The sequence below is a fragment of the Luteibacter sp. 1214 genome (assembly GCF_031455395.1).
Lineage (GTDB): Bacteria > Pseudomonadota > Gammaproteobacteria > Xanthomonadales > Rhodanobacteraceae > Luteibacter > Luteibacter mycovicinus.
This window is the reverse complement of sequence record NZ_JAVDSQ010000002.1, coordinates 390,985-414,953: the sequence shown is the minus strand read 5'-3', so window position 1 is coordinate 414,953 and position 23,969 is coordinate 390,985. Positions and strand designations below refer to the sequence as shown.

The 23,969-nt window shown below is 65.0% G+C and carries 17 protein-coding genes; 7 read left to right on the top strand and 10 right to left on the bottom strand.

All coding sequences use genetic code 11. The features are described 5' to 3' along the window. Positions 1-60: 60 nt before the first annotated feature. From tal to J2X57_RS06435, 3 genes are all read right to left on the bottom strand, one after another. Positions 61-1,014, bottom strand: coding sequence for a transaldolase (gene tal, locus J2X57_RS06445; RefSeq protein WP_036109799.1), 954 nt, complete (start codon positions 1,012-1,014; stop codon positions 61-63). An 88-nt stretch (positions 1,015-1,102) separates the two neighbouring features. Beyond that, entirely contained in the window at positions 1,103-3,277 is a 2,175-nt protein-coding gene (locus J2X57_RS06440) for a primosomal protein N' (protein ID WP_309865027.1), read from the bottom strand. A 371-nt stretch (positions 3,278-3,648) separates the two neighbouring features. Continuing rightward, positions 3,649-4,821, bottom strand: a complete 1,173-nt coding sequence (locus J2X57_RS06435) for a DUF3667 domain-containing protein (protein ID WP_309865025.1) — start codon at positions 4,819-4,821, stop codon at positions 3,649-3,651. Positions 4,822-4,908: 87 nt separating this feature from the next. Here J2X57_RS06435 and J2X57_RS06430 point away from each other — a divergent pair, with 87 nt between their 5' ends. Further along, positions 4,909-6,297 carry an MATE family efflux transporter gene (locus J2X57_RS06430; RefSeq protein WP_309865023.1) on the top strand — a complete coding sequence of 463 codons (1,389 nt, stop codon included), beginning with the start codon at positions 4,909-4,911 and terminating at the stop codon, positions 6,295-6,297. Between the two features lie 146 nt (positions 6,298-6,443). Beyond that, positions 6,444-8,270 carry a signal peptide peptidase SppA gene (sppA, locus tag J2X57_RS06425; protein ID WP_239739928.1) on the top strand — a complete coding sequence of 609 codons (1,827 nt, stop codon included), beginning with the start codon at positions 6,444-6,446 and terminating at the stop codon, positions 8,268-8,270. A 71-nt stretch (positions 8,271-8,341) separates the two neighbouring features. Here sppA and J2X57_RS06420 read toward each other — a convergent pair whose 3' ends face one another. Next, a complete protein-coding gene (locus J2X57_RS06420) occupies positions 8,342-8,557 on the bottom strand; it encodes a hypothetical protein (protein ID WP_308846459.1) in 216 nt (71 codons plus the stop codon). Between the two features lie 47 nt (positions 8,558-8,604). Then, complete coding sequence (locus tag J2X57_RS06415; protein ID WP_036109812.1) at positions 8,605-9,405, bottom strand: ATP-binding cassette domain-containing protein; 801 nt, start codon at positions 9,403-9,405, stop codon at positions 8,605-8,607. 46 nt (positions 9,406-9,451) lie between these two features. Here J2X57_RS06415 and J2X57_RS06410 point away from each other — a divergent pair, with 46 nt between their 5' ends. Continuing rightward, positions 9,452-10,234: an SDR family oxidoreductase gene (locus tag J2X57_RS06410; RefSeq protein ID WP_043696263.1), complete on the top strand. Its 783-nt coding sequence runs from the start codon at positions 9,452-9,454 to the stop codon at positions 10,232-10,234. 12 nt (positions 10,235-10,246) lie between these two features. On the opposite strand, the gene J2X57_RS06405 is transcribed toward J2X57_RS06410, so the two are convergent. Both J2X57_RS06405 and J2X57_RS06400 read right to left on the bottom strand, forming a co-directional pair. Further along, positions 10,247-10,891: a DUF4124 domain-containing protein gene (locus tag J2X57_RS06405; protein WP_079523090.1), complete on the bottom strand. Its 645-nt coding sequence runs from the start codon at positions 10,889-10,891 to the stop codon at positions 10,247-10,249. A gap of 2 nt (positions 10,892-10,893) precedes the next feature. Further along, entirely contained in the window at positions 10,894-11,838 is a 945-nt protein-coding gene (locus J2X57_RS06400) for a DegV family protein (protein ID WP_176809146.1), read from the bottom strand. 164 nt (positions 11,839-12,002) lie between these two features. Between J2X57_RS06400 and J2X57_RS06395 the strand changes: the two genes are divergently transcribed. Together J2X57_RS06395 and J2X57_RS06390 are read left to right on the top strand one after the other, a co-directional pair. After that, on the top strand, positions 12,003-12,788 hold the full coding sequence (locus J2X57_RS06395; protein WP_036109821.1) for an AMP nucleosidase: 786 nt from the start codon (positions 12,003-12,005) through the stop codon (positions 12,786-12,788). Between the two features lie 129 nt (positions 12,789-12,917). Continuing rightward, positions 12,918-13,817: an EamA family transporter gene (locus J2X57_RS06390; RefSeq protein WP_309865010.1), complete on the top strand. Its 900-nt coding sequence runs from the start codon at positions 12,918-12,920 to the stop codon at positions 13,815-13,817. A gap of 244 nt (positions 13,818-14,061) precedes the next feature. On the opposite strand, the gene J2X57_RS06385 is transcribed toward J2X57_RS06390, so the two are convergent. Continuing rightward, the gene (locus tag J2X57_RS06385; protein WP_309865008.1) at positions 14,062-14,217 is read right to left on the bottom strand and encodes a hypothetical protein; all 156 of its coding nucleotides are present in this window, start codon (positions 14,215-14,217) and stop codon (positions 14,062-14,064) included. A gap of 162 nt (positions 14,218-14,379) precedes the next feature. Here J2X57_RS06385 and J2X57_RS06380 point away from each other — a divergent pair, with 162 nt between their 5' ends. Further along, a complete protein-coding gene (locus J2X57_RS06380) occupies positions 14,380-14,640 on the top strand; it encodes a hypothetical protein (RefSeq protein WP_309865006.1) in 261 nt (86 codons plus the stop codon). Positions 14,641-15,087: 447 nt separating this feature from the next. Here J2X57_RS06380 and J2X57_RS06375 read toward each other — a convergent pair whose 3' ends face one another. Continuing rightward, the gene (locus J2X57_RS06375) at positions 15,088-18,201 is read right to left on the bottom strand and encodes a TonB-dependent receptor (RefSeq protein ID WP_308847616.1); all 3,114 of its coding nucleotides are present in this window, start codon (positions 18,199-18,201) and stop codon (positions 15,088-15,090) included. A gap of 510 nt (positions 18,202-18,711) precedes the next feature. Beyond that, positions 18,712-21,768, bottom strand: coding sequence for a TonB-dependent receptor (locus tag J2X57_RS06370; protein ID WP_309865001.1), 3,057 nt, complete (start codon positions 21,766-21,768; stop codon positions 18,712-18,714). Between the two features lie 529 nt (positions 21,769-22,297). On the opposite strand from J2X57_RS06370, the gene J2X57_RS06365 reads away from it, so the two are divergent. Next, the gene (locus tag J2X57_RS06365; protein ID WP_309864998.1) at positions 22,298-23,956 is read left to right on the top strand and encodes a Na+/H+ antiporter; all 1,659 of its coding nucleotides are present in this window, start codon (positions 22,298-22,300) and stop codon (positions 23,954-23,956) included. Positions 23,957-23,969 lie beyond the last annotated feature (13 nt).

The following is a 23,969-nucleotide window of genomic DNA, read 5'->3' as shown; positions in this document are numbered from 1 at the left end:
CGACGGGCAAAAAGAAGGGGCCTCGCGGCCCCTTCGTCTTACACCCGGCCGCGCGTGGCTTTACAGCTTCGCGCCCAGCAGTGCCTCGAGCTTGCGCTGGTCGACCGCGAACTTGCGGATACCTTCCGCGAGCTTGTCGGTGGCCATCGCGTTTTCGTTGTGGCCCCAGCGGAATTTGGCCTCGTCGAGCCTGGCCGGCTTGTCTTCCCTGCGGCCGCTGTCCTTCAGCGCGACCGGCAGGTCGTCGTTGTTCTCTTCCAGTTCCTTCAGCAGGTTGGGCGAGATGGTCAGGCGGTCGCAACCGGCGAGGGCCTGGATCTGGCCGATATTACGGAAGCTGGCGCCCATGACGACGGTCTCGTAGCCATGCAGCTTGTACCAGTCGTAGATGCGACGGACCGACTGCACGCCCGGGTCTTCGGCCGGCTCGTAGGTCTTCTTGTCGGTATTGGCGACGTACCAGTCGAAGATGCGGCCGACGAACGGCGAGATGAGGAACGCGCCGGCTTCGGCGCAGGCCACGGCCTGTTCGAAGCTGAAGAGAAGCGTCAGGTTGCAGTTGATGCCGTCCTTCTGCAGCTTCTCCGCCGCGCGGATGCCTTCCCATGTCGAGGCGAGCTTGATCAGGATGCGTTCTTTGTCGATGCCGATGTCTTCGTAGAAGCCGATCAGGCGCTTGGCCTTCTCGATCGAGGCGTTTGTGTCGAAGGAGAGGCGGGCATCGACTTCCGTGGAAACGCGGCCCGGGACGATCTTGAGGATCTCGCGGCCCACGAGCACGGCCAGGCGATCGCTGGCATCGGTCAGCTGCTGGTCGCGGCTGTTGCTCTGGCTCTTGGCCCACTGCACGGCTTCGTCGATGTAGCCCGAGTAGGTCGGGATACCGGCGGCGGCCAGCAGCAGCGACGGATTGGTGGTCGCGTCTTCCGGCTTGTACTTGGCGATGGCGGTGATGTCGCCGGTGTCGGCCACGACGGTGGTGATCTTGCGCAGTTGCTCGAGCTGAGTGGTCACGTTGAGAGTTCCGTTACCTGATGAGACCCCTATTGTCGCGCCGTTCGATGTGAAGTGACAGGCATCCGAAGGTATCGATTCAGTAATCTCAGTACAGATCGATCGGATCGACGTCCAGCGACCAGCGCACCTTGCGTGCCGCGGGCAGCGCGGTAAGCGCCTGCTGCCACGGCCGCAGAAACGCGTGAAGGCGCGCGCGCGTGCCCGCCTCGACCAGCAGCTGGCCGCGATGACGACCGGCTCTGAGCGGCATGGGGGCCGGCATGGGCCCCGCCACACGCAGGTCGCCCGGATCGCCCAGCACGGCGTTGGCCTGGCCGAGGAACTCGTCGACCTCCGCGCGGCCGTGCGCGTCGGCGCGCAGCAGCACCTGATGGGCGAACGGTGGCAGCTCGAGCAGCCGGCGCTCCTCCAGCAACTCCGTCGCCACCGCGCCGTAGCCGCCGCGAAGAAGCGCATGGAGCATCGGATGATCGGGATGGTGGGTCTGCAGCAGGACGCTGCCCGGCTTGCTTGCCCGGCCGGCCCGGCCGGCGACTTGGACCACCAGCTGTGCCAGCCGCTCGCTCGCACGGAAATCCACGCTGTGCAGGCCCTCATCCACACCGACGATGGCGACGAGCGTCAGGTTGGGCAGGTCGTGGCCCTTGGCCAGCATCTGCGTGCCGACGAGGATCGCGGGCTTGTCCTCGCGCAGGCCGTCGAGGATGTCGCCGAAGGCGTCCTTGCGCCGTGTGGTCTCGCGATCGATGCGAACCACGGGCACCTCGGGAAACCGTTCGGTGAGGGCTTCTTCCAGTCGCTCGGTGCCCTGGCCCTGCGGGCTGATGTTGGCCGATCCGCAGGACGGACACACCGCCGGCACCGGCACGGTGTTGTCGCAGTGGTGGCAGATCAGGCGCCGACGGCCCGCGTGCAGCGTCATCGGTCGGTCGCAGCGCGGACAGTCCGCGTGCCAGCCACAGTCGTAGCAGAGCAGCACCGGCGCGTAGCCGCGGCGATTGCGGAACACGAGCGCCTGCTCGCCACGACCGACACAGGCGGCGACGGCGTTGATCAACGTGGGCGACATGCCGTGGTCGAGCCGCTGGGCGCGCATGTCGACGATCTGCACCCGGGTCGATTGCGTGGCGCCAGGGCGGCCGCGCAGCACCAGGCGCCTGTAGCGACCTGCCGCGACGTTGCCGAGCGTTTCCAGGGAGGGCGTCGCCGAGCCGAGCACCACTGGCACCCCGTGGGCGCGGGCGCGCACCAGGGCCAGGTCGCGGGCGTGGTAACGGAAACCTTCCTGCTGCTTATAGGAGGCGTCGTGCTCTTCGTCGACGATGATCAGTCCGGCCGACGGCAACGGTGTGAACACCGCCGAGCGGGTGCCCAGCACCACACGTGCGCTGCCGTTGCGGGCGCGCAGCCAGGCGCGCGCGCGCTCGCCCTCGGCCAGGTTCGAATGCAGTACTTCGATAGCGACGCCCAGTCGCTCGCGCAGTCGGCGCACCGTCTGCGGCGCCAGGCCGATTTCGGGAACGAGCAGCAGGATCTGCCTGCCCTCCGCCAGCGCGCGTTCGATCAGCGCGAGGTACACCTCGGTCTTGCCGCTGCCGGTCACGCCGTCGAGGAGGTAAGGCTGGAAGCCGCCAAAGCCCTCGCCAATGGCGGCGACGGCGGCGGTTTGTTCCTCGCTGAGGGCCGGGCCGGGGGCGGGGCTGTTCGGAGCGACGGCTTCCTCGATCTCCTGCCGTTCGACCAGATTGGCCTCGGCGAGCCGACGCGCGGCGGCCCGCCAGTCGGGCAGCGCCAGTCCCAGCTCGTCGGCGGCACGCGGGCCCCCGGCGAGGGCGTCCAGCAAAGCGGCGGAGCCACCCTTGCGCCGCTTCGCCTCGCGCGCCGCCTGCCCGTCCGGGGTCAGCGACCAGACTTCACGCCCGGTCGCGGGAAGGGCGCGCGGCTCGCGCAGGGCGAGGGGCAGGGCATTGGAAAAGGCCTCTCCCGGCGCGGCGGCCCAGTAATCCGCCGCCCAGGCCAGGGTGGCCATGAGCTCGGCATCGAGCAGAGGCGCATCGTCCAGTACCTCGCTGACCCGCTTGAGCCGTTTCACACCCACGGCGGCTTCGGCGGCCGGGTCCACCACGATGCCCACCATCTCGCCCTTACCGAAAGGCAGCCGCACGCGCGATCCCGCCCGCGCTTCGCCCACCGCCGGCGGCAGGTAGTCGAACAGGGTGAGCAAAGGGACGGGTAAGGCGACGCGGAGAACGAGTGTCATGCCGGCCCTAGTTTACCGGGGTGTACCGATTTTGCTGGTCAATGATTGACCACGGCGCCATGGGTTTGGGACCTATTGAGACCTCCGGCAAGAGGAATCGCGAGTAAGTGCCCGCCGTCGGGAGGGTTTCGAGGTTATCCACAGGCTCTGTGGATAACTCTGTGGATGAGCTTCGGATGGAGGGGGTCCAAGGCGCATGGTTGGGCCCTCCGGGTTAGCTTGCGTACATTTTAACCAAGCTGAAATATACTTATTAATCAATTGGTTGCAAATTGCTTGTCACGGTCGTTCAGCGGGCGTCCGCAAAACCTTGACAAATGCGAAGGCGCCACTCCGCCTGTGCACAACCCTTCTCTACTTAGGAAATAGTCCTAATGCGTCATGCCGATAACGAAGGCGACGGCGATGACGAAGAGCAGTAGCCAGAAATAGACGCTGCCTATCAGCCAGTACTTTACGATCGTCATCGGCCATCCCTGGCGGTAGACGCGCTTTTGCATGATCAGCAGGTAAAGCGGCATCCACACCCAGATGGCGAACTGGACCAGACCGATCGCGCTGCCGCCGACGGCCAGATGAGACCGGACCGGCTCCTTCGCGAGGCCCAGCAGCGTCAGCGCAATGAGGGAGAGGAACAGGAAAGCGTGGCTGTGCAGGGCCACGATCACGTGTTCCATGTATAGCCGGCGGCGAAACGCGTAGAACACCTTCAGGATCAGGGCGAACAGCGGGACCATGACGAACATGGCCTGAGGCAGGACCGAAAAGAATCCCTCGAGGATGCGATGCATGGCCTCCTGACGCTGCGCACCGCCGTTGAGAACAGGGATCAGGTTGGCTTTGAAGTGGCTGAAGGCGGCGTCGAGGCGCCGGTTGACGGCACCGGGCAGCCAGGCGACGTCGATCTTCGCGTGGTTGCCGAACCAGCTGTCGACCCGCTCCTCGCCACTCCGTCGCACATCGGACGCCGGCTCGTCGGCCTGCCGTTCGATCGGAGGTGCTTTCAGTTCGGTCAGGCGCGTGTTGGCGGCGTTGCGAACGACGCCGTAAAGGGCGCTCATGCCCGCCCTGGCCGCGGCCGGGGTCTCCGGGTCATCCAGCGACTCATGGAGTTCGCGGACCTGATCCTTGTAGATCGCGTGCACCTCGTCCGGCGTTTTCGCCGCGGCGAAGGCGTCCATCGAATCCGCCGCGACGGGCTTGCCGTCGTTACTGCCGAACTTCGTGTCGCCGATGGCCAGGTGGAGCAGGAAAAAAGCCAGCAGGCAGAACACGAACATCAGCCGGAACGGCGCGATATAGCGCACCCGCCGCCCGGAGAAATACTCCAGGGTCAGGAAGCCGGGCTTCGTAAACAGCGGTGGCAGCGTATGGACGATGCGCTCGTCGAGGTGGAAGAAGATGTCCCCGGCATCCTCCAGCATGTGCGAGACCGGCTGGAGCACGCTTTTGATCGACTGGCCACAGTCGTGACAGAACGCGCCCCGCAGCGGCGCGGAGCAGTTCGCGCACAGCAGCGCGGGCGACGGCTCGAGCTCTTTCATTCCGTGGGTTCCCCATTGTCCCCTGACGGGGTCGGATCATCGCACGCGGCCCGGTACAATGGGCGGCCCACACGCCATTGCCCTCCCATGTCCTTCGACCGCGCCCGCGCCCGCCGCGAGATCGGCGCCACCGTCCGGTTGGCGCTGCCGATGATCGCCGCGCAGCTTTCCGCCATCGGCACCAATGTGGTCGATGCCGTGCTTGCCGGGCACCAGGGCGCGCATACGCAGGCCTCGGTGGTCACGGGTGCCAACATCTGGGTCCTGGCCATCGTCACCGGCATCGGCACCATGATGGCCGTGCCGCCCACCGTGGCCCAGCTGGACGGCGCCGGTCGCCGGGGTGAGGTCGGCGCGGTGTTCCACCAGGCGTTGTATATCGCGTGGGGTCTTGGGTTGCTGCTGGGCATCGTGGTCTGGAACGCCTCGCCTTTGATGGACCTGTTCGGCGTGGTCGAATCCATGCGGGCCGACGTGCGGGCTTTCCTGCACGCCATCTGCTGGGCCGCCCCGGCCCTCACCACGTACTTCGCGTTGCGCGGACTCTCCGAGGGCCTGTCGATGCCCCGACCCTCGATGTACTTCAGCTTCGGCGGACTGCTCGTGCTGGCGCCGCTGGGGTACGTACTGATGTACGGCAAGCTGGGTTTTCCGCCGATGGGTGCGCGTGGCAGCGGTATCGCCACGGCGATCGTGCTCTGGCTGGAGATGCTTGGTTTCGGCATCTACGTCTGGCGTCACCGCAATTACCGCGACCTCAACCTGCGTCAGCGGATGGCGCCGCCCAGCGCGAAACAGATCGGCCAGCTGCTGCACATCGGCGTGCCCATGGCGGTGACCTTGCTGATGGAGGCGGGCCTGTTCGTCGCGGTGGCCCTGCTGATCGGACGGCTCGGCGAGACGGTCACCGCCGGCCACCATGTCGCGCTCAACGTGGCCTCGGTGGCCTTCATGATTCCGCTCGGCCTGTCCATGGCGATCACGGTGCGCGTCGGCAACGCGGCCGGCCGCCGTGACGCCGCGGGCGTGCGCTATGCCGGCATGTCCGGCATCACGCTGGTGCTCGTCACGCAGTTCATCTCCTCCGGCATCATGCTGTCGCTGCCCGGCCCGATCGCCCGCCTGTACACGAGCGACGCCGCGGTCATCGCCATGGCGTCCCAGCTGTTGATCCTCGCCGGGTTCTTCCAGTTCTCCGACGGTATCCAGGTGGCCTCCAACGGCGCCTTGCGTGGACTGAAGGACACCCGGGTGCCGATGGGCATCACGCTGTTCGCCTACTGGGGCGTCGGCATGCCGATCGGCTGGTGGCTCGCCTTTCCGCAGGGGCTGGGCGCGCGCGGTATGTGGATGGGACTGATCGCGGGCCTGAGCATGGCCGCGATCCTGCTCTTCGCGCGGTTCTGGCGCAGCAGCGCGAGCGGCCGCTGGCGCGACGATCCCGACAACGCCGCGCCTGTGCCAATCCACACGTGATGCAGGCCCTGCGACGCGCTACGCTGCACTCAATCATCAAGGAAATCGCTTAGATGTCGGATCGCTACGACGCCGTGCCGCCGCCCCTGCCGGATCGCTCCCGCCCTGCGCCGTCGCCGCGTCGCGGTGGCGGCTTCGGTCGTTTCATGCGCGGCCTCGGTCGCGGCATCAACGTCACCCGCCTGATCATCATCAACGTGCTCTTTTTCGGTCTGCTGGCGGTATTCCTGCTGGCGCTCTTCCTCGGCGGCCGGAACGCCAGGGTGGACGACAAGACGGTGCTGGTGATCGCGCCCGAGGGCGCGCTGGTCGAGCAGTACAGCGCCGATCCGCTGTCACGCGCGCTCAGCCGCATGTCCGGCGACGGCGTGAAGCAGGTGCAGGTGCGCGACATGGTCCGCGCCATCGACGCGGCCGCCACGGACGATCACGTCAGCCGTATCGTCCTGCGTCCGGATCGCATCCAGGCCGGCGGTTTCGCCGCGCTGCGCGAAGTCGGCGCCGCGCTCGACCGTTTCCGTGCGTCAGGCAAGCCGGTGCTGGTCTGGGCCGCCAATCTCGATCAGGGCCAGTACTACCTGGCGTCGCACGCCGACAAGGTCTACATCGACCCGCAGGGCGGCGTGATGGCCACGGGCCTGGCGAACTACCGGTTGTTCTACAAGGACCTGCTCGACCGCCTCGGCGTGCAGGTGCACCTGTTCCGCGTCGGCCAGTTCAAGAGCGCGGCGGAGCCGTTCATCCTCGATCACGCTTCGCCCGAATCGAAAGAAGCGGATGCGTTCTGGCTGGGCGGCCTCTGGTCCACCTGGATCGACGAAGTCGCCGCGCGTCGCCACCTCGACCCCGCCACGCTGCGCGATGACGTGGACGGGCTGGCTGAGCGCGTCCGCGACGCCAGGGGCAGTCTTGCCGATCTCGCCGTCGAGGAAAAACTCGTCGACGGCATCGCTACGGAGCAGCAGTTCGTCGACATGCTGCGCAAGCAGGGCGTACCCGCCGGCAAGAAAGAGCAGGGCTTCCGCCAGGTCGACCTGGGCGGCTATCTCGCCGATCGCGGCCTGTCCAATATCGATGTGCTGCAGACCGGCGATGGCGTGACCGTGGTCGTCGCCGAGGGCGAGATCAGTGGCGGCAAGCAGGCGCAGGGCACCATTGGCGGCGATTCCACCGCGGCGCTCATTCGCAGCGTGCGCAACGACCGTCGCACCAAGGCGCTGGTCCTGCGCGTGAATTCGCCGGGCGGTGAGGTGTATGCGGCGGAGCAGATCCGCCGCGAAGTCGAACTCACGCGCGACGCCGGTATTCCGGTGGTCGTCTCGATGGGCGACGTCGCCGCGAGTGGCGGTTACTGGATCTCGATGAACGCGAACCGGATCTATGCCGAGCCCAACACCATTACCGGTTCGATCGGCATCTTCGGCATGTTCTTCACCGTGCCCGACACGCTGGCGAAGATCGGCGTGAAGAGCGACGGCGTCGCCACGGGTCCGCTGGCGGGCGCGTTCGACGTGACGCGTCCGCTCGATCCCAAGGTCGGCGTGCTGATCCAGAGCATCATCGACAAGGGTTACCGCGACTTCGTCGGCAACGTGGCGAAGGCGCGCGGCAAGGATTTCGCCGCGATCGACGCGATTGCGCAGGGACGTGTCTGGACGGGCCAGCAGGCACTGGATCGCGGTCTCGTCGACAAGCTCGGCAGCCTGGAGGACGCCATCAACGATGCCGCGCAGGAAGCTCATCTGGGCAAGGACTTCAACGTGCGTTACGCCGAGAAGCCCATGGGCGCGGTCGAGCGTTTCCTCACCAATGTCGGCGACAGCGCCGAAACGCGTGTCGCCCTGTCGTGGGGCATGCGCCTGCCGTCCTGGGTGGCCATGCTGCCGAAGCTGGCGCCGGAGTTCGCGTTGTTCCGCACGGCGGAGGCGGGCAAGCCTAACGTTTACGCCTACTGCTTCTGTTCGCCACGGTGATGGCACGGCGATAAGGGCATCGCGCGCAAGGCGCGCTCCTACCCGTAGGAGCGCGCCTTGCGCGCGATGTTTTATTGTTCCTGCGCCTTCAGCGCCGCATCCTGCGCCTTGGCCTGATCGTCGACCGTCTTCTGCACGTCCTGCGCCTTCTTTTTCTGCGCCTCGAGCGAATCCCACGGGGTTTCGACGCGCGCCTGGGGTGCGGGCGGGGTCGGTGTCGGCTGCGGGGGTTTCGAGCAGGCCGCGCAGGCAAGAACGAGCAGAACGGGCAGGGCGCGATGTGTCATGACGGGCATGTCCTCAGGGTCGGGCCGAGTCTCGCGCTCCGTGCGCTTCAGCGCAATCGCGCGCCGTAGAAATCGTTCACCCGGTCGACGTCCATACGCCAGCCGAACAGCTCGGACAGCCGGTCGGCTGCCAGCAGCTCGTCCTTCGGGCCCTCCCCGAACAAGGTGCCGTCACGCAGCATGACGATATGGCCGATCTCAGGGACGATTTCCTCGACATGGTGGGTAACCAGCAGCAGCGTCGTTCCATCCTGAGCGAGTTCGCGCAGCAGGTCGAGGAAGCGCCGACGCGTACCCGGATCCAGTCCCGCACACGGTTCGTCGAGCAGGAGCGCGCGGGGCCGGTGCACGAGCGCGCGTGCGATCAGGACGCGCCGGGCTTCGCCCGTCGACAGCGTCGATACGTCGCGCGATGCCAGGTGCGCCGCGCCGACACGCTGCAACGCCTGTCCGGCGCGCGAACGCATGTCGTCGGTCACGTCATGGTCGAGACCGAGCGTCATCGACGCGAAGAAGCCGGAGAGCACCGCGTTCAGTGCGGTCTCGCCGGATGTCTCGAACTCGCGCCGAAGGTCCGCCGAGACCACGCCGAGCAGCGAGCGAAGTTCCGCGACGTTCCAGCGGTCGCGGCCGAAGACGCGGATCACGGGCGACGCGTCGTCATGCACGAGCGGGTACAGGCGCCGCTCGATCAGCTTGACCAGCGTGGACTTGCCCGAGCCGTTGGGCCCGAGAATGGCGGTGTGCTGGCCCGGCGCGATCGTCAGCGACACGGCGTCGAGCAGCGCACGACCTTCGCGGATCACGGTGGCCCGGTCGATGCCGAGCAGGGGAGTCTGGACGTCCATCGTCCGAGCATACCTTGTAGGATGCCGACATCGAAGGAGACCACTCATGCATCCACGACTTCCCAGCTGGCGCCTCGACGGCCGCACCGCACTCGTCACCGGCGCGAGTAAAGGCATCGGCTACGCCTGTGCGCGCGAACTCGCGGCCCTCGGTGCCGACGTGCTGCTCGTCGCGCGCGATGAACTGGTCTTGCAGGAAGTCCGCGACGAGCTGGCCGAGGAGTGTCCCGAGGTGGAAATCCTGGGCATGGCCGCCGATCTTTCCGACCAGGAAGACCGACTCGCCGTCTTCGACTGGGTAGTCGACCTCGACGTTGACCTGTCGATTCTCGTGAATAACGTCGGCGGCAACACGCCGCGTCCGACACTCGACTATTCGCCTGACGAATACCGTGCGCTCTTCGAGCTCAACGTGTTTTCGGCTTACGAGATGAGCCGCGCGGCGTACCCGCATCTGATCCAGCACGCGAATGCCGCGATCGTCAACGTCGGCTCGGTCTCGGGCATCACGCACGTGCGCACGGGCTCGCCGTATGGCATGACCAAGGCCGCGCTGCACCAGATGACGCGCAACCTTGCGGTGGAATGGGCTGAAGACGGCATTCGCGTCAACGCGGTGGCCCCGTGGTACATCCGGACACAGCGCAGCGAGCCCGCGCTGGCCGACCCGGAATACCTCGAGGAAGTGCTCGACCGCACGCCGATGGGACGTATCGGTGAGCCCGAAGAAGTAGCCGGCGCCGTCGCCTTTCTCTGCCTGCCCGCGTCCAGTTATGTCACGGGCGAGATCATCGCGGTGGACGGAGGATTTCTGCGCTACGGCTTCTGACGTTCGCCGGGCTCAGCCGCAGGCCTGAAGCTGCCGGCGAAGCGATGCGTCCTTCGCTTCGAGCGGCGGCTTATCGCTCTTGAACGCGTTGCGGATCGCCTTCTGGTTGGCATCGGCATCGTCGCGCAACACGCGGCAGGTCTCGTCGGGGCTCAGTGCACGGCACTGGTCCTGCACCCAGATGTAGTTGTTGTTGACGAGCGCGCCGACGCTGCCCTTGCCGCGGTTGAGCTCCGGTGCGGACGCGACCGCCGCGCGGCTGTTTCCGTAGGTATCACTCAATGTCCCCCCGAAATCGCCCACCACACCCGACGGTGCCAGATAAGGCTCCGGGTGGCCGTTGTGGCTGGTATATGGCTTGCCATCCGTCGCGCGGATGCAGCCGTACATGCGCGGCGGCAACGCAGCCGGCGGTGCCGGCGGTTCCGGGCTGTCGACGTCGTCGCGGGGCGGCGGTGCGCCGGGCATGGGAGCGACCTTGCCGTCAGCGGGAGCCGAGTCCACCAGCTGGATCGTCTCCTGACGCTGCGCTTTGGCGCACGGCGTCTGTTGGTAGATCGTCTGCCCGGCGGCGACACACTTGTATACCGTCTCCGCATGAAGCGCGGGGCCGGTCACCAGAGCGAGCATGGCGAGTGCGACGCGGGCAGGGCGCATGGTCAGAACTCGGCGATGTGGTCTTCGCCAGCCAGACCGATCGTCATCGCCCCTTCGCCGACGTTGACCATGCCCGTGATGCTCATGGGGCTCTCGAGGATTTCGACACCGGCGTCGCCGCAGATGCGCGTGAGTGGGTGATATCCCGGCAGGTTGCGCATGTCGTCCAGGTCACCGCCGTAGCTGAGTGACAGCGAGGGCACGAGCAGCCCGGCCTGGACCCGCTTGGCGGCGTATTCGAACAGCACCTGCGCTCCGTGCTCGAAACCACGGACCTTGCCGACCGGTCCGGTTTCGCCGCGGTGCGCGCGGAGGATCGGTTTGATATCGAGCGCGGTGCCGAGCATCGAACTGAGAAAGCTGACGCTGCGATCGCCCTTGCTCCGGGCGCGCGAGCGCAGGTAATTCAGATCGCGCGGAAGCATGTAGCCGTACGAGCAATCGGCGACATGAGCGGCGCGTTCACGCACTTCGGCGGGTGACTTGCCCGCCTGGATCATCCGCACGGTCTCCGCGATGGCCGGGCCGGAGCCGGCGAAGATGTTGCGTGTATCGACCACCCGCATCAGGAAAGGCCCCGTGTGGCCCATGGCTTCACGGACCGGCCGGTAATTCTTCAGGATGGCGAAGCTGGCCTTGATCACGTTGTCGTGGATCGGGCTGCGCGTGGCCATGATGGTCAGGCAGACGACGCAGTCGAAGTCGCGGACCATGCGGTCGAGGAAGAGGTCCTGCACGTCTTCAACCGAGCTTGCCTCGGTCTCCGCCGAATGACTGCGGCTACCCAGCTTCTGGTCGCGGAAGCGCTGGATCTCGGCAGGGTCGCGGTCGTCCTTGAACTTCTGGTCGTCGACCTTGACGGTGATCGGCATGACCGCGATGCCGTTGCGCTCCAGGAAGTCATGCGGCAGGTCACAGGCCGCGTCGATCGCCACTCCGATTCGCATCGGCACCACTCCCATTCACGGCTCGAGGCCTCGCGGCGCCCGAAACGCCCGCTGCGTTCCACTTCGCTCCGCTGGACCGGATGCTACACTTCGCCGAATGAATTTGGCATCTCCGCCGGCGTGGCGTCGCCGGTAACCGCGCCACCGGATTGTGAAGATCCCCCATGAAAACCAAGAACGAGATCGTCTCCAACTGGCTGCCCCGCTACACGGGCACCCCCCTGGAGGGCTTTGGCCGGCACATCCTGCTGACCAACTTCGGCCATTATGTCGAGCGCTTCGCCGCCGACCACGGCGTGGAGGTACGCGGCCGCGACCGTGCCATGCCCAACGCCACCGCCGACGGCATCACCCTGATCAACTTCGGCATGGGCAGCCCCAACGCCGCGACCATCATGGACCTGCTCAGCGTGATCGAGCCGGAAGCCGTGCTGTTTCTCGGCAAGTGCGGCGGCCTCAAGCGCAAAAACGCCATCGGTGACCTGATCCTGCCGATCGCCGCCATCCGCGGCGAGGGCACGTCCAACGATTACCTGCTGCCCGAGGTCCCGGCGCTGCCGGCCTTCCAGCTGCAGCGCGCCGTGTCCACCATGATCCGCGACCTCGGCCACGACTACTGGACCGGTACGGTCTACACGACCAACCGACGCGTCTGGGAGCATGACGAAGGCTTCAAGGACTACCTGCGTCGCACCCGCAGCATGGCCATCGACATGGAGACGGCCACGATCTTCGCCGCCGGCTTCGCCAATCACATCCCCTGCGGCGCATTGCTGCTGGTCTCCGATCAGCCGATGATTCCCGAGGGCGTCAAGACGGAGTTCAGCGACGCGGCGGTCACGGCCAACTTCGTCGAGCGGCACATCAAGGTCGGCATCGAGGCACTGAAGCTGGTGCGGCGGCACGGGCGCAGCGTGAAGCACCTGCGCTTCGAGGACGAGCAGGACTGACGTCGTCGGCAGAAAAGGACGAGGCGATCACGCTAGACGATCCCGGGACGAAATTTCAGAATAATCGTATTCCGGTCATCGGTCGCCTCCTTTAGGGTCGGCTTCCCCACCTCAGAAGGAATGACGGCCATGCGAGTGCGCGATCTGATGCTCGGCGCGCTGGTGACGGTGATCTGGGGTAGTAACTTTTCGGTGATCGAAGCCGGCCTGCGTGACCTCGACCCGTTTCTCCTCACCGCACTGCGATTTCTGATGACGGCGTTGCCGCTGGTTTTCTTCGTTCGTCGGCCGGTCGATGTTCCCTTGAGCGCCGTCGCCATCTACGGCGTTTTGTTCGGCGTGGGGCTATGGTTCGTGGTCAACCTCGCGATGTCGCAGGGCATGTCACCGGGGCTGTCGTCCCTCGTGCTGCAGTTCAGTGCGTTTTTCACGCTGTTGCTCAGCGCCGTAGTTCTTGGGGAACGCATTCGCGCACCGCAAGTCGCGGGCATGGTGCTGGCCGGCGGTGGCTTGCTGCTCGTAGTTAGCTATACGGAAGGAACGGTGACGACGCGTGGCGTGCTGCTGGTATTGCTCGCCGCGGTCAGCTGGAGCGTCTGCAATTTGATCGTGAAACGACACAAACCCGCCGATATGCTCGCCTTCATCGTCTGGTCGAGCGCGTTCTCCGCCCCGGCACTGCTCCTGCTGACATGGCTCGTGCGTGGCTCGGCTCCGTTCGTCGTGCTGAGTCACGGCATCGCCTTGCCCGCCGTAGGCTCCATTCTGTTTCAGGCATACGTCACGACGATCTTCGGCTACTTCATCTGGAACACGTTGATGAAGACCTATCCAGCAGCGACGGTGGCTCCGCTGTCGCTACTGGTCCCGGTCTCCGGCATCGCCACGTCGTGGCTGGTCTTCGACGAGCACTTCGCATCCGGCGTATGGCTCGGCATCGCGGTGATGCTCGCGGGTGTCGTCGTCTTCGTCCTCAGTCCACGCTGGGCACGCGCCCCAATGATAGCAAACCCCGTTGGCGAACGCTGACGATTGCGAAATCGGTCCAGATTCTCAAGACAACCGGCAATCGTTTTTGCTAGCTTGTATCCGTTGCCTGCGGAGTAGCGATCCACGCGTCGCAGGCAACCATCGCTCAAAGCGGTGAGAAGCGCGGACCAGGGGTGTTGACGCACCACAAGGTCCGCTGACCCTAATCAACAACACAGGTTGACCATGGCTATGCCAAATACTAAGGCATTCTCACGCGTGCCGCTTCCCGGTGGCACTCCCCTCAACGGTTACCGGGCCGTCTGCCGATCTCGCAGACACGGTTGAAGAACCGCGGCGCCTGCCGTTGTCCGTTGAGTTTTTTCTTGCCGTAGCTATCCGGCGCGTTGCCGTGTGGCCGCAAGACAGCGACCAGCGCTGCGAACCACTTCTTGAACACACCGCCCGGCGTCCGGTCACGGACAGGCCGATGAGGCTCATCGTGCGAGCGATGGTGGCACGCCTTTGCGTTTTGGCGTGCCACAACTCGGGGCGGGGTGAATCGCCAGCAGGGCTGGCTCCTACCAGAGCTGGGCCGCGTGCGGCATGCATGGAGATGACTATGGAAAAGTTTGGAACGGTTGGCGAAGGGAGTTTTTGTATCGACCCCGAAGCGGGCGTCAATGCGTTGTTGAACGACGCTAACGAGTTGTTGCAGTACGCGCGGGGCATTACGGATCTGCTTGTCGAGTCGCTGCAGGAAGACGAAATTCCCGAGCGTCAGCGCACGTTGCTTGCGCTGGGAGGTGTCGGTGCGCTGATTACGATGGGTGTGCAGTGTGTGGCGCGGGCGCACGCGAAGATGGAGTGGGACAGGGTTTGATGTTGGTGCACCGCTGGCATGGACGGACGCAATGCATCGTTCGAGATGTCGATCGCTGAGGGTTCGCGAGCAGGCTCGCTCCTACAATGAGCCGGGGTGCGTCAGCGTTCGGGGGGGCGTCGGCGTCTGCCGTTCCTGGAGCGATTCCGCACGGAGGCGAAGGCCGGAGGAGGACTTAGCGACAGGAATGGTAGACGCCGACGGCCCTTGCCGCGAGGCCAGGCTTTGAAGCGACCGCGAAGGCGAAGCCGAGCCAGCCCGTAGGCACCCTCTTCGTCGCTTCGTTGGCTTTCGCCCGCAGGGCGGGCTCCTACAGGTGCAGCGCTCGGCGACGGCCCTTGCCGCGAGGCGAAAAAAAGCCGCCCGTGGGAGCGGACGGCGATTCCGGGGAGATTTGCAAGGCGGCGCGTCCGGAGGAACGCGCGCCCTGTCTTCTTGTGGTGGAGCTTAAAGCGAGAAGTCGTACTCGGCCGACAGCTGCACGTAACGCGGCTGCTGGAAGCTGGTCGGGATCTTGTACGTGGTGTCGGACAGCGAATTGCCGTTGTTGTCCTCACCCACTTCGTTGATCGAGGTGGTGTGCTGCTTGTTGAAGATGTTGAACACGTTGGCCGAGATCGTCACGCCCTTCGCCCATTCCGGCTTATAGGTCGCGTTGAGGTCGATGTTCCAGTACGTCGGCGTGCGACCCACCGAGCCACGCTTCACGACCATGCCGCTGCAGTAGAGGTAAGCGCCGCCACCGTAGCCACCGATGGTGCCGTCGATCGGGTTCAGGCCGTAGCAGTTTTCCGGACGACCGGTCTGCAGGATGCCGTTCGCGCCGACGAGCCACTGGTTGTTGATCTGCCAGGCGCCATAGATCTTGAAGGTGTGCTTGCGATCGTTCGGGAGGTAACCGTTCGAGCCGGCCATGATCTCCGGATAGTCGAACAGCTCGGTCGTGCCGGTGTCGGCCTGGCCGTTGGACGAGTCGACGCCACCTTCCGAGTTGCCACGGGTGTGCGACCACACGTACGACGCCTTCATGTACCAGGTGTTGTCGAAGTTGCGCTCGGCGGTCAGCTGCATCGCCATGTAAGAGCGCTTGTAGCTCGGCTCGCCCACGGCCGAGCCCGGCAGGTGGATGTCGTACAGCGTACCGGTCGCATCGACCGGCGTGCGCAGGGTCACCGAGCTGCCCGGGTTGAAGATGTAGCAACCCGGTACGTTCGCCGCCGCCGGCGACAGGCTGGTGGTGTCGAGGTTCAGTCCGTACTGCGCGTTGGCGGCCGCGGCGATCGGACGGAAGTCGCAGGAGTCGTCGATGCCCGTGAGGATCTTCCGGTAGATCGCCTTGGCGCCGAACGTCCAGTCGGCCACCTGCTGTTCGGCACCGAGGATGAACTCGCGCTGCTTGAACGGCTTCAGGTCCTTGGTGGCGACGGCGCCCGGGTTCGGCACGACACCGGCTTCGCCGTTGGCGTACTGGGTCACGGCACGTGCCGGGTTGGCGGCCGCGTAGGCGTCGGAGACCGGACCCAGGCCCGTCGGCGCGCCGGTGACCGGATCGATACCCGTGTAGCTGAAGTAGCGGATCTGGTACAGCGAGGCGGCCGCGCCGCGCAGGGCCACGTTGCCGTCCAGCGGCAGCGAGTAGTCGCCGGCGCTGCCGTAGACCTTCAGCGTAGAGTCGCCGTGGACGTCCCACGAGAAACCGAGTCGCGGCTGCCAGCTGTGCACCTGGCTGACATAGGTCTGGCCGAGGCTGTTGGTGTTGTTGAAGCCGTCGTTACGCACACCGATACGTGCGACGAAGTTGTCCGTGATGTGCCAGTTGTCCTGCAGGTAGTAGGACTTCTGCGTGATGCCGACCTTCGCGCCCGTGGCGAACACCGCCTGCTTGACCACGTTATCCGCCGGGTCGATGCCCGGGGTATGACCCAGGATGTCTTCGGGGATCGGCTGGTACGTGTAGATCGAGCCGCCCTCGTACGCCGTACCCGTGTCGGTGGTGAAATGGTCGCGTGCCCAGCCGGCCTTCAGCTCGTGATCGCCGATGTGATATTCGAAGTCGATGCGGCCGGCATTGCGCTTGTCTTCGCCATTCGGCGTGGTGAGTTCGCCTGCGGAGGTGAACGAGCAATGCGGTGCGGCAGGCACCGAGCCGGCCACGACCGGCGAGCGCTGGTCGACGATCGTCGGGCAGCCCGGCGAGTTGACGGCGTTATAGATGTCGCCATCGTACTCTTCGACCGTGCCATCGGCGGTGGTGGCGCGCTCGACGCGCTTGTTGGTGCTCTTGCCGTACTGCGCAGAGATCGTGAAGTCATCCGTGATGTAGCTGGTGTACTTCAGGATGTTGTTCATGCCGCCGGTCTTGTCGTACTGCTGACCGAGGTAGTCGCCACGATGCGGCTGGCCGTTTTCGTCGTAGTTGTAGCCGTAGATGCTCTGCTGCGTGGTGCTCGTGTCGCTGAAGCCGGTGTATTCGAGGATGTTGCTCTCGTTGATGTTCCAGTCGAGCTTGACCAGGTAGCGCGGGTCCTTGATCGTGGTCTTGTTGAAGCTGCCGCCACCGGTGGCGTCACCATAATGCTCGTCCGCCGTGCGCGTACCGCCGACGAGGGCGAACATGAACAGCTTGTCCTTGATCAGCGGGCCGCCGAGCCAGGCGTTCCAGCGCTGGCCGAAGTCGGTCGCGTTGCCGCTGCCGTTGTTACCGATCACGTAGTTGCTGTTGTGGCGGTTGTTCTGATTGAGCGCGCCGTTCTGCAGGTAGATATTCGGCTGGTTGGCCTGCAGCTGGTACGGGTTCCAGGTGAAGTCGATACCGCCCTTCCACTCGTTGGTACCGCGCTTGGTGTTGACCGAGATCACGCCGCCGGTGGAGTTGCCGTACTCGGCGCCGTAACCGCCGTCCTGGATCTCTTCCTGGTCGATGGCCTCGAACGGCACCTGCGCGTAGGTCAGGCTCTGGAAGAAGTTGGTGACGTTGAAACCGTTGACGTAATAGCTGTTCTCGGCAACCGAAGCGCCGCCGAACGAGGCCAGGTTGCCGAAGGCGCTGTCGCCCTTGGTCGCGCCCGGGGCGAGAAGCGCCACGGCGGTCTGGTTACGTGCGAGCGGCAGCTGCTTGATCTGTTCGGCCGTCATCACCGTGTTGGTCTGACTGGACGTGATGTCGATCGGCGGCAGCGCGTTGGCCGTCACCGAGACAGTGGTCAGGTCCTGTGCGCCAGCGGCGGCCGCGGGTGCGGCGAGGTTGAGGTTGAAGCCCTGGCCCGCGACGATGGTGATCGTGCGCGTCGTGCTCTGACCGCCGGTGGTCGAGGTGATCTTGTAATCGCCCGGCGGCAGCGACGAAATGTTGAAGCGGCCGTCGCTACCGACGGTGGCGCTGCGGCTGAGGCCGCTGCCGTTGTTGACGGCGGTGACCTGGGCACCGGCGTCCGCCGTGCCGTAGACACCGCCGACGGTGCTCTGTGCGAACGACGCGGCGCTGACGATGCCGAGCCCGACCGCGATGGCGAGCGAAAGCGAACGCCGCCGTGAGCGGTCCGATGAATGACGCAGCTGCATGTAGATCTCCCCGGCCACTGGCCAAATGCTTCAAGCCGCGCCGCCGTCGGCAGAGGGCGGTCGCGGAGTCGTGACTCAATCGAAATGGCCGTCCGGGCCCCTTGGTGGTGTCGACATCCTCCGCATCGAAACACCGCATGTGCGACTTAACGAAACCGCAACAAGCACGGCGAAGCTAAGGCGCAGCGAGGGATGCACTCAAGGGGAGTTGCATGAACGAAATACCTTGCCCCGCTTGTGCGCGGTCGAATCGCAAGGGTCTTGTGCGTGCGCAAAAACATGCATCCGCGTCCGGGCGGGCGTTCGTCCGTGTACGCACGTAAGAACACGTCGACGACGTTATCGCGTGGATGAAACAAGTTTCATCAAAGCAGAATTCTGCGTAAGCCTTGCGAGGCGTTTTCAGCTTTCAACCGGCTTTCAGTCGGCTTCCATACAAAAAAAGGCCGCTCGGGAAGAGCGGCCAATATCCGGGGAAACTGCCTCTTTTGTTGTTATGTCGTTATCGGATCAGAGCGTGAAGTCGTAACGCGCGCCGAGGCGGACGTAACGCGGGTCCTGGAAGGAACGTGCGCGCTTGTACTGCGGGTTGGGGAGACCGGATGCCGTCTCGCCCGTCTCGTACACCTGCGTCACTTCCTGCTTGCCGAGCAGGTTGAACACGTCGACGGTGAAGGACAGCTTGTGTTCGGCGAATGCCGGCTTCCAGGCTGCGCTCACGTCCATCGTGTACGTCCACGGCGTACGGCCCCTGGATCCGCGCGGCGAAGGTTCGCCGTTGCACCAGAAGTAGTTGGCACCATAGCCGTACGGATCGCCACCCACGGAAAGGGGACGGGTCCCCAGGCAGCTGATCGGTGCGCCCGAACTCACGCGGGTAACGGTCGAGAACTGCCAATCGTCAGAGAGTACGTAGGTGCCGTACACACGGAGCTGATGCTTGTGATCGTTCGGCAGATCGCCGTTGGTGTTTTCCATGATCGCCGGGAAGTCCCAGCTTTCCGTGGTGGACACGTCGGCCTGCACGATGTTCGAGTCCAGCTGGCCCTCGGAGTTACCGTAGCTGCGCGAGTACGTGTAGTCGATCTTGCCGTACCACTTGTCGGCGAACTGATGCTCCGCGTACAGGTCGAGCATGTAATAGGAGCGCTTCGGCTTCGGCTCGCCGATGTCCTTGGCGGATAGCGGAATGTCGAGATACTGACCGTCGGACGGCGAAACCACGAAGGTATTCGCGCGGCCCGGGTTGTACAGCCAGCAGCCCGTGCTGCGGGCGATACCGGCAGCCACCTGATCGCCGAGTCCGTTGGCATCGCCCCAGGCCTGAAGCGGTGCGGAATCGCAGGTGTCGTCGATCAGGCTGCGCAGTTTGCGGTACATGGCCTTTGCGCCGACGACCCACGTGTCCCCGAGCTGCTTGTCGAAGCCTGCGATGTACTCGTCCTGGTAGTACGAATGCAGCTGGCGGGACGATACCGTTTTGGCATCGGGCGGCGTGCCATTCGCGCCATTCAGGTAATAGGTGCCGGAATAGGCGCCTGTGCCGAGACCGGTCGGTATGCCCGTTGTCGCATCGATACCCGTGAAGCTGTAGATGTTGGATGGGTACGTCGAGGGGCCGGCGCCACGAACCGCCACCGACGTCGGCAGCCCGAGATGGTAGCGACCGGCATTGGCGTACACCTTCAGTGAACTGTCACCGTACACGTCCCATGAAACGCCCAGGCGGGGATCGAGCTGATGACGCGAGCGCGCGTAGGCCTGGCCGAGGCCGTTGTAGTTCGAGAACTGCTCATTGCGCAGGCCGACGTACGAGTGCCAGCGGTCGGTGATCTGCCAGTTGTCCTCGACGAATTGCGAGCGTTGATTGGTCCGCGCCGAAGCGCCCGTCGAAAGGGCGGTGGATTCGACGTAGTAGCCGTTGGGGAAGTTCGCCGGGTTGTACAGGCTCGGGTCGAGGCCCAGATTGATGAGCCGCTGCTGGATGGAGCTTCCATCACCGACATCGTTGTAGGTGTAGGAAGTGCCGCCCACCGGCACGGCGCCCCACGTCGCGCGAAGCACGTAGTTGTCGACGCCGGCGCGCAGATCGTGGTCTCCGACCCGCCATTCGATGTTCGCACTCCAGCCCTTCGTGCTGTCCTTCGAACCCGGATAGAGAATCGTGCTCGAGCCTACCGTGCAACCCGTCTGCTTGTTGCTGGCGAACTCCACTCGCGCGTCGGTGATGGAGGGACATGCGATGCCGGAAGCGCCATTGATATCCTGCTCATGATCGGAATGCGCTCTGCCGTACATGCCGTTGATCGTGAGATCGTCAGTAAGGTAGCCGGTGTAGTGAGCGATGTAGGTATCGCCGCCTGGCGTGCCGTTCGTCTGCGTTCCGTTGTAGTTCTTGGTGTACTGGTGACCGAGATACGCGCCCTGGCCGGTCTGGTAGCTGTAGCCGAAGATCGATGCATCCGTCGTTTCGCTGTCGCCGATGCCGGTCAGCTCGAGGATGTTGTTGTCGGTGATGTTCCAGTCCAGCTTGGTCAGCCAACGCGTGGTTTTGGCCGTGTCGCGTTCCTGGTCGCTGACCGTGTTCGGGCCGGTGTAGTCGCCCGTCTGCTTGATCCAGTCCGCCGCGGCGAAGATGAAGAGCTTGTCCTTGACCAGTGCGCCGCCGATGGACCCGGAATACTGCAGGTTGTCCTGATTGCGCTGGACATAGGGGTTGCCCTTCTGGAACAGCGTGCCATCCGTCTGGTAAATGCTGCGAGGCGTCTGTTGCAGGCTGGAGGGCGACCACAGGACCTGGATGTCGCCCTTCCACTCGTTCGTGCCGCGCTTCGATACGACGTTGATCACGCCACCGGTCGAGCGGCCGTACTCCGCACCGTAACCACCGATCAGCACCTGCTCCTGATCGATCGCGTCGTAGGGCAGCTGGCGCGAGCTGACGCCGGTCAGCGGATTGGTGACCTGAAAACCGTTGATGTAGTAAGCGTTCTCGGAAGCGGACGAGCCGCCGAACGAAAGCGCGTTGCCGTAGCCGCGTGCCGCGGGCGTGGTGCCCGGGGCGAGCAGGGCGACCGAGCTGATCGACGTGCGCGCGATGGGCAGCTTGGACAGCTGATCGGCGGTGAGCACGGTGCGCGAGTCGACCGAGCTGACGTCGATGCTCGGCAGCGCGTTGGCGGTGACCTGCACGCCGCCGAGGCTGGTCGCATCGCTGCCCGTCGGCGCGGCTGAGAATGAAACGTCGGTACCCTGGCTGATCTGGGTCTGTACGCCCTTGTGCGAATCGACGGTCGTGCCAGCGTGTATCAGGGTGACGTCGTAAGTGCCGATCGGCAGCGAGTTGGCGCGATAGCGACCGCCCGAATCGACGGTGATATCGCGGCGCAGGCCGGTGTCCTTGCTTTCGATATGGACGACATCGCCCGGTGTGGCGGAACCGAAAATCGAGCCGGTGGCGTTGCTCTGTGCGAGCGCGCCACCGGCGGCGCCGGCGGTGACCGCGAAGGCGACGGCAAGGGCGAGCTTGCGGCGTGCCGGGGCGGTGGAACGGGTGTGGTGCTGCATGAAAACGGCCCTCCTGATGTAACGCATGACGAAAACCGGGACAAGAAACCCCATACCCACGCGGCACGTGGGCAGGCCGCCTTTTCGAGGCGGTGGAATCACCGGAATGGAAAGAATGGTTGTTCGGCCGTACGCCTCTTAGCGGGCGCGCGGCGTCACGTCGTCAATCGAAAAGGGGTGCGAGCGAGCGCGTGTGGTGCATGTCGGTTCTCCCCAAAGAACTGCAAGATGTCGTCCCTTACCGCAAGTCGCGGCCCCTCGCTACATCCCCACAAGGCGGCCCGGCGACGGCGCTGATCCCAGCGCGTGAAAATAACGTAAACCCCTAATAACTATGGGAACAATAGGAATAAATCCTAAGCAGGTATTTGCGGGGAAAGGCGTTTTTTTGCGCCTTTCCACGGGCTTTCGGGAGTCTTTCGACGGCCGCTGCCCGCGCGGGCGGAAATGGGTGCGAAATGGCCTTCCGTTCATCGCCCGTCAGACGATGACGCTTGCCTGAAATCCGCACCATCGCTAGCTTTCCCTGATGTCTTTAGTCATCACCATCCTCATCCTCCTTCTCGTCATCGCGCTTTCCGGCGCGATCGTTCGTGTCCTTCCGATCCGCTTGCCGCTACCGCTGATCCAGATCGCGTTAGGGGCGCTGCTCGCACGTCCTTTCGGCCTGCATGTGGAGTTCGACCACGAGCTGTTCTTCCTGCTGTTCATTCCGCCGCTTCTGTTCGCCGACGGGTGGCGCATTCCGAAACGCGAACTGTTCCTCCTGCGCGGCCCGATCCTCGCCCTGGCGATCGGTCTGGTCTTCTTCACCATCGTCGGGGTCGGCTACTTCGTCCACTGGATGATTCCGACGGTGCCTCTGGCGGTAGCGTTCGCGCTGGCCGCCGTGCTGTCGCCTACCGATGCCGTGGCCGTGTCCTCGATCAGCGGTGAGTCGCCGATTCCGCCGCGCCTGATGCATATCCTCTCCGGCGAAGCCCTGCTCAACGATGCATCCGGTCTGGTGGCGCTGCAGTTCGCTATCGCCGCCGAGATGACCGGCAAGTTTTCGCTGATATCCGCCACGGGCGACTTCGTGGTGATGGCCCTGGGTGGCCTCGCGGCGGGCGTGCTCGTGGGCCTCGGCTTCGGTCTGTTCCGTCGCCGGCTGGTGCGCTGGAGTGGCGAAGTGGATCCGGCGGCCCAGGTGGCTTTGCTGCTTTTGCTGCCATTCGCGGCTTATCTGCTCGCCGAGCATTTCGCTGTCTCCGGCATCCTCGCCGCCGTGGCGGCGGGCATGAGCATGAACTACACCGACGTGATGAAGGGTGGCTACGTCGCCACGCGCATGCAGAGCCGGGCTGTCTGGGAGATGGTGGAGTTCACCTTCAACGGCATCATCTTCCTGCTGCTGGGATTGCAGCTTCCCGCCATCGTCGACGGGGCGAAGGTCGATATCGCGCAGGCGGGCGGTGGTCCGCTGTGGCATCTCGCCGCCTATGTCGTGGCGATCACCCTGGCGCTGGTGTTGCTTCGTTTCATCTGGGTGTGGGTGTCGTTGCGCTTCGTGTTCATGCGCGCGCTGCACCGTGGCGAGAAGCGCCCCCCGGTGGGCACGCGGCTGGTATGGACGACGGCGCTGGCCGGCGTGCGTGGCGCCATCACACTGGCGGGTGTGCTCTCCCTCCCACTGATGAAGAGCGAAAACATCCCGTTCCCGACGCGCGACCTGATGATCTTTCTCGCCTCGGGCGTGATTCTCTGCACGCTGGTGTTCGGCGCGATCGGGCTACCGCTCTCGGTCAAGGGTCTGAAACTGCCTGGCGAGGATCCGCGCGTGCGGGAAGAGCGCAAGGCGCGTGCCCTGGCGGCGGAGGCGGCGATTCGCAGCATCGAGAAGGAGCAGCAGCGTGTGCAGGAGGGTGGTGACGAGAACGCCATCGCGCTGGCCTCACGCATCGCGGCACGCGTCATGGGCGATTACCAGCAGCGCCTCGAAGCGGCGGGCGAGGAAGGCGACGTCCCGGAGAAGGCCCGTGCGGAGGCGGGTACCGAGCGCGTGATGCGTCTCGCGGCACTGCGTGCCGAACGGCGCGAGCTCCACGAGCTGCGCCGCAACCACACGATCAACGACGAAACGCTGCGCAATCTGGTCCGCGAGGTGGACCTGGCCGAGGCGTCGCTCACCGGGCTGCATTCCGGTTGAGCGGACGCCGGCT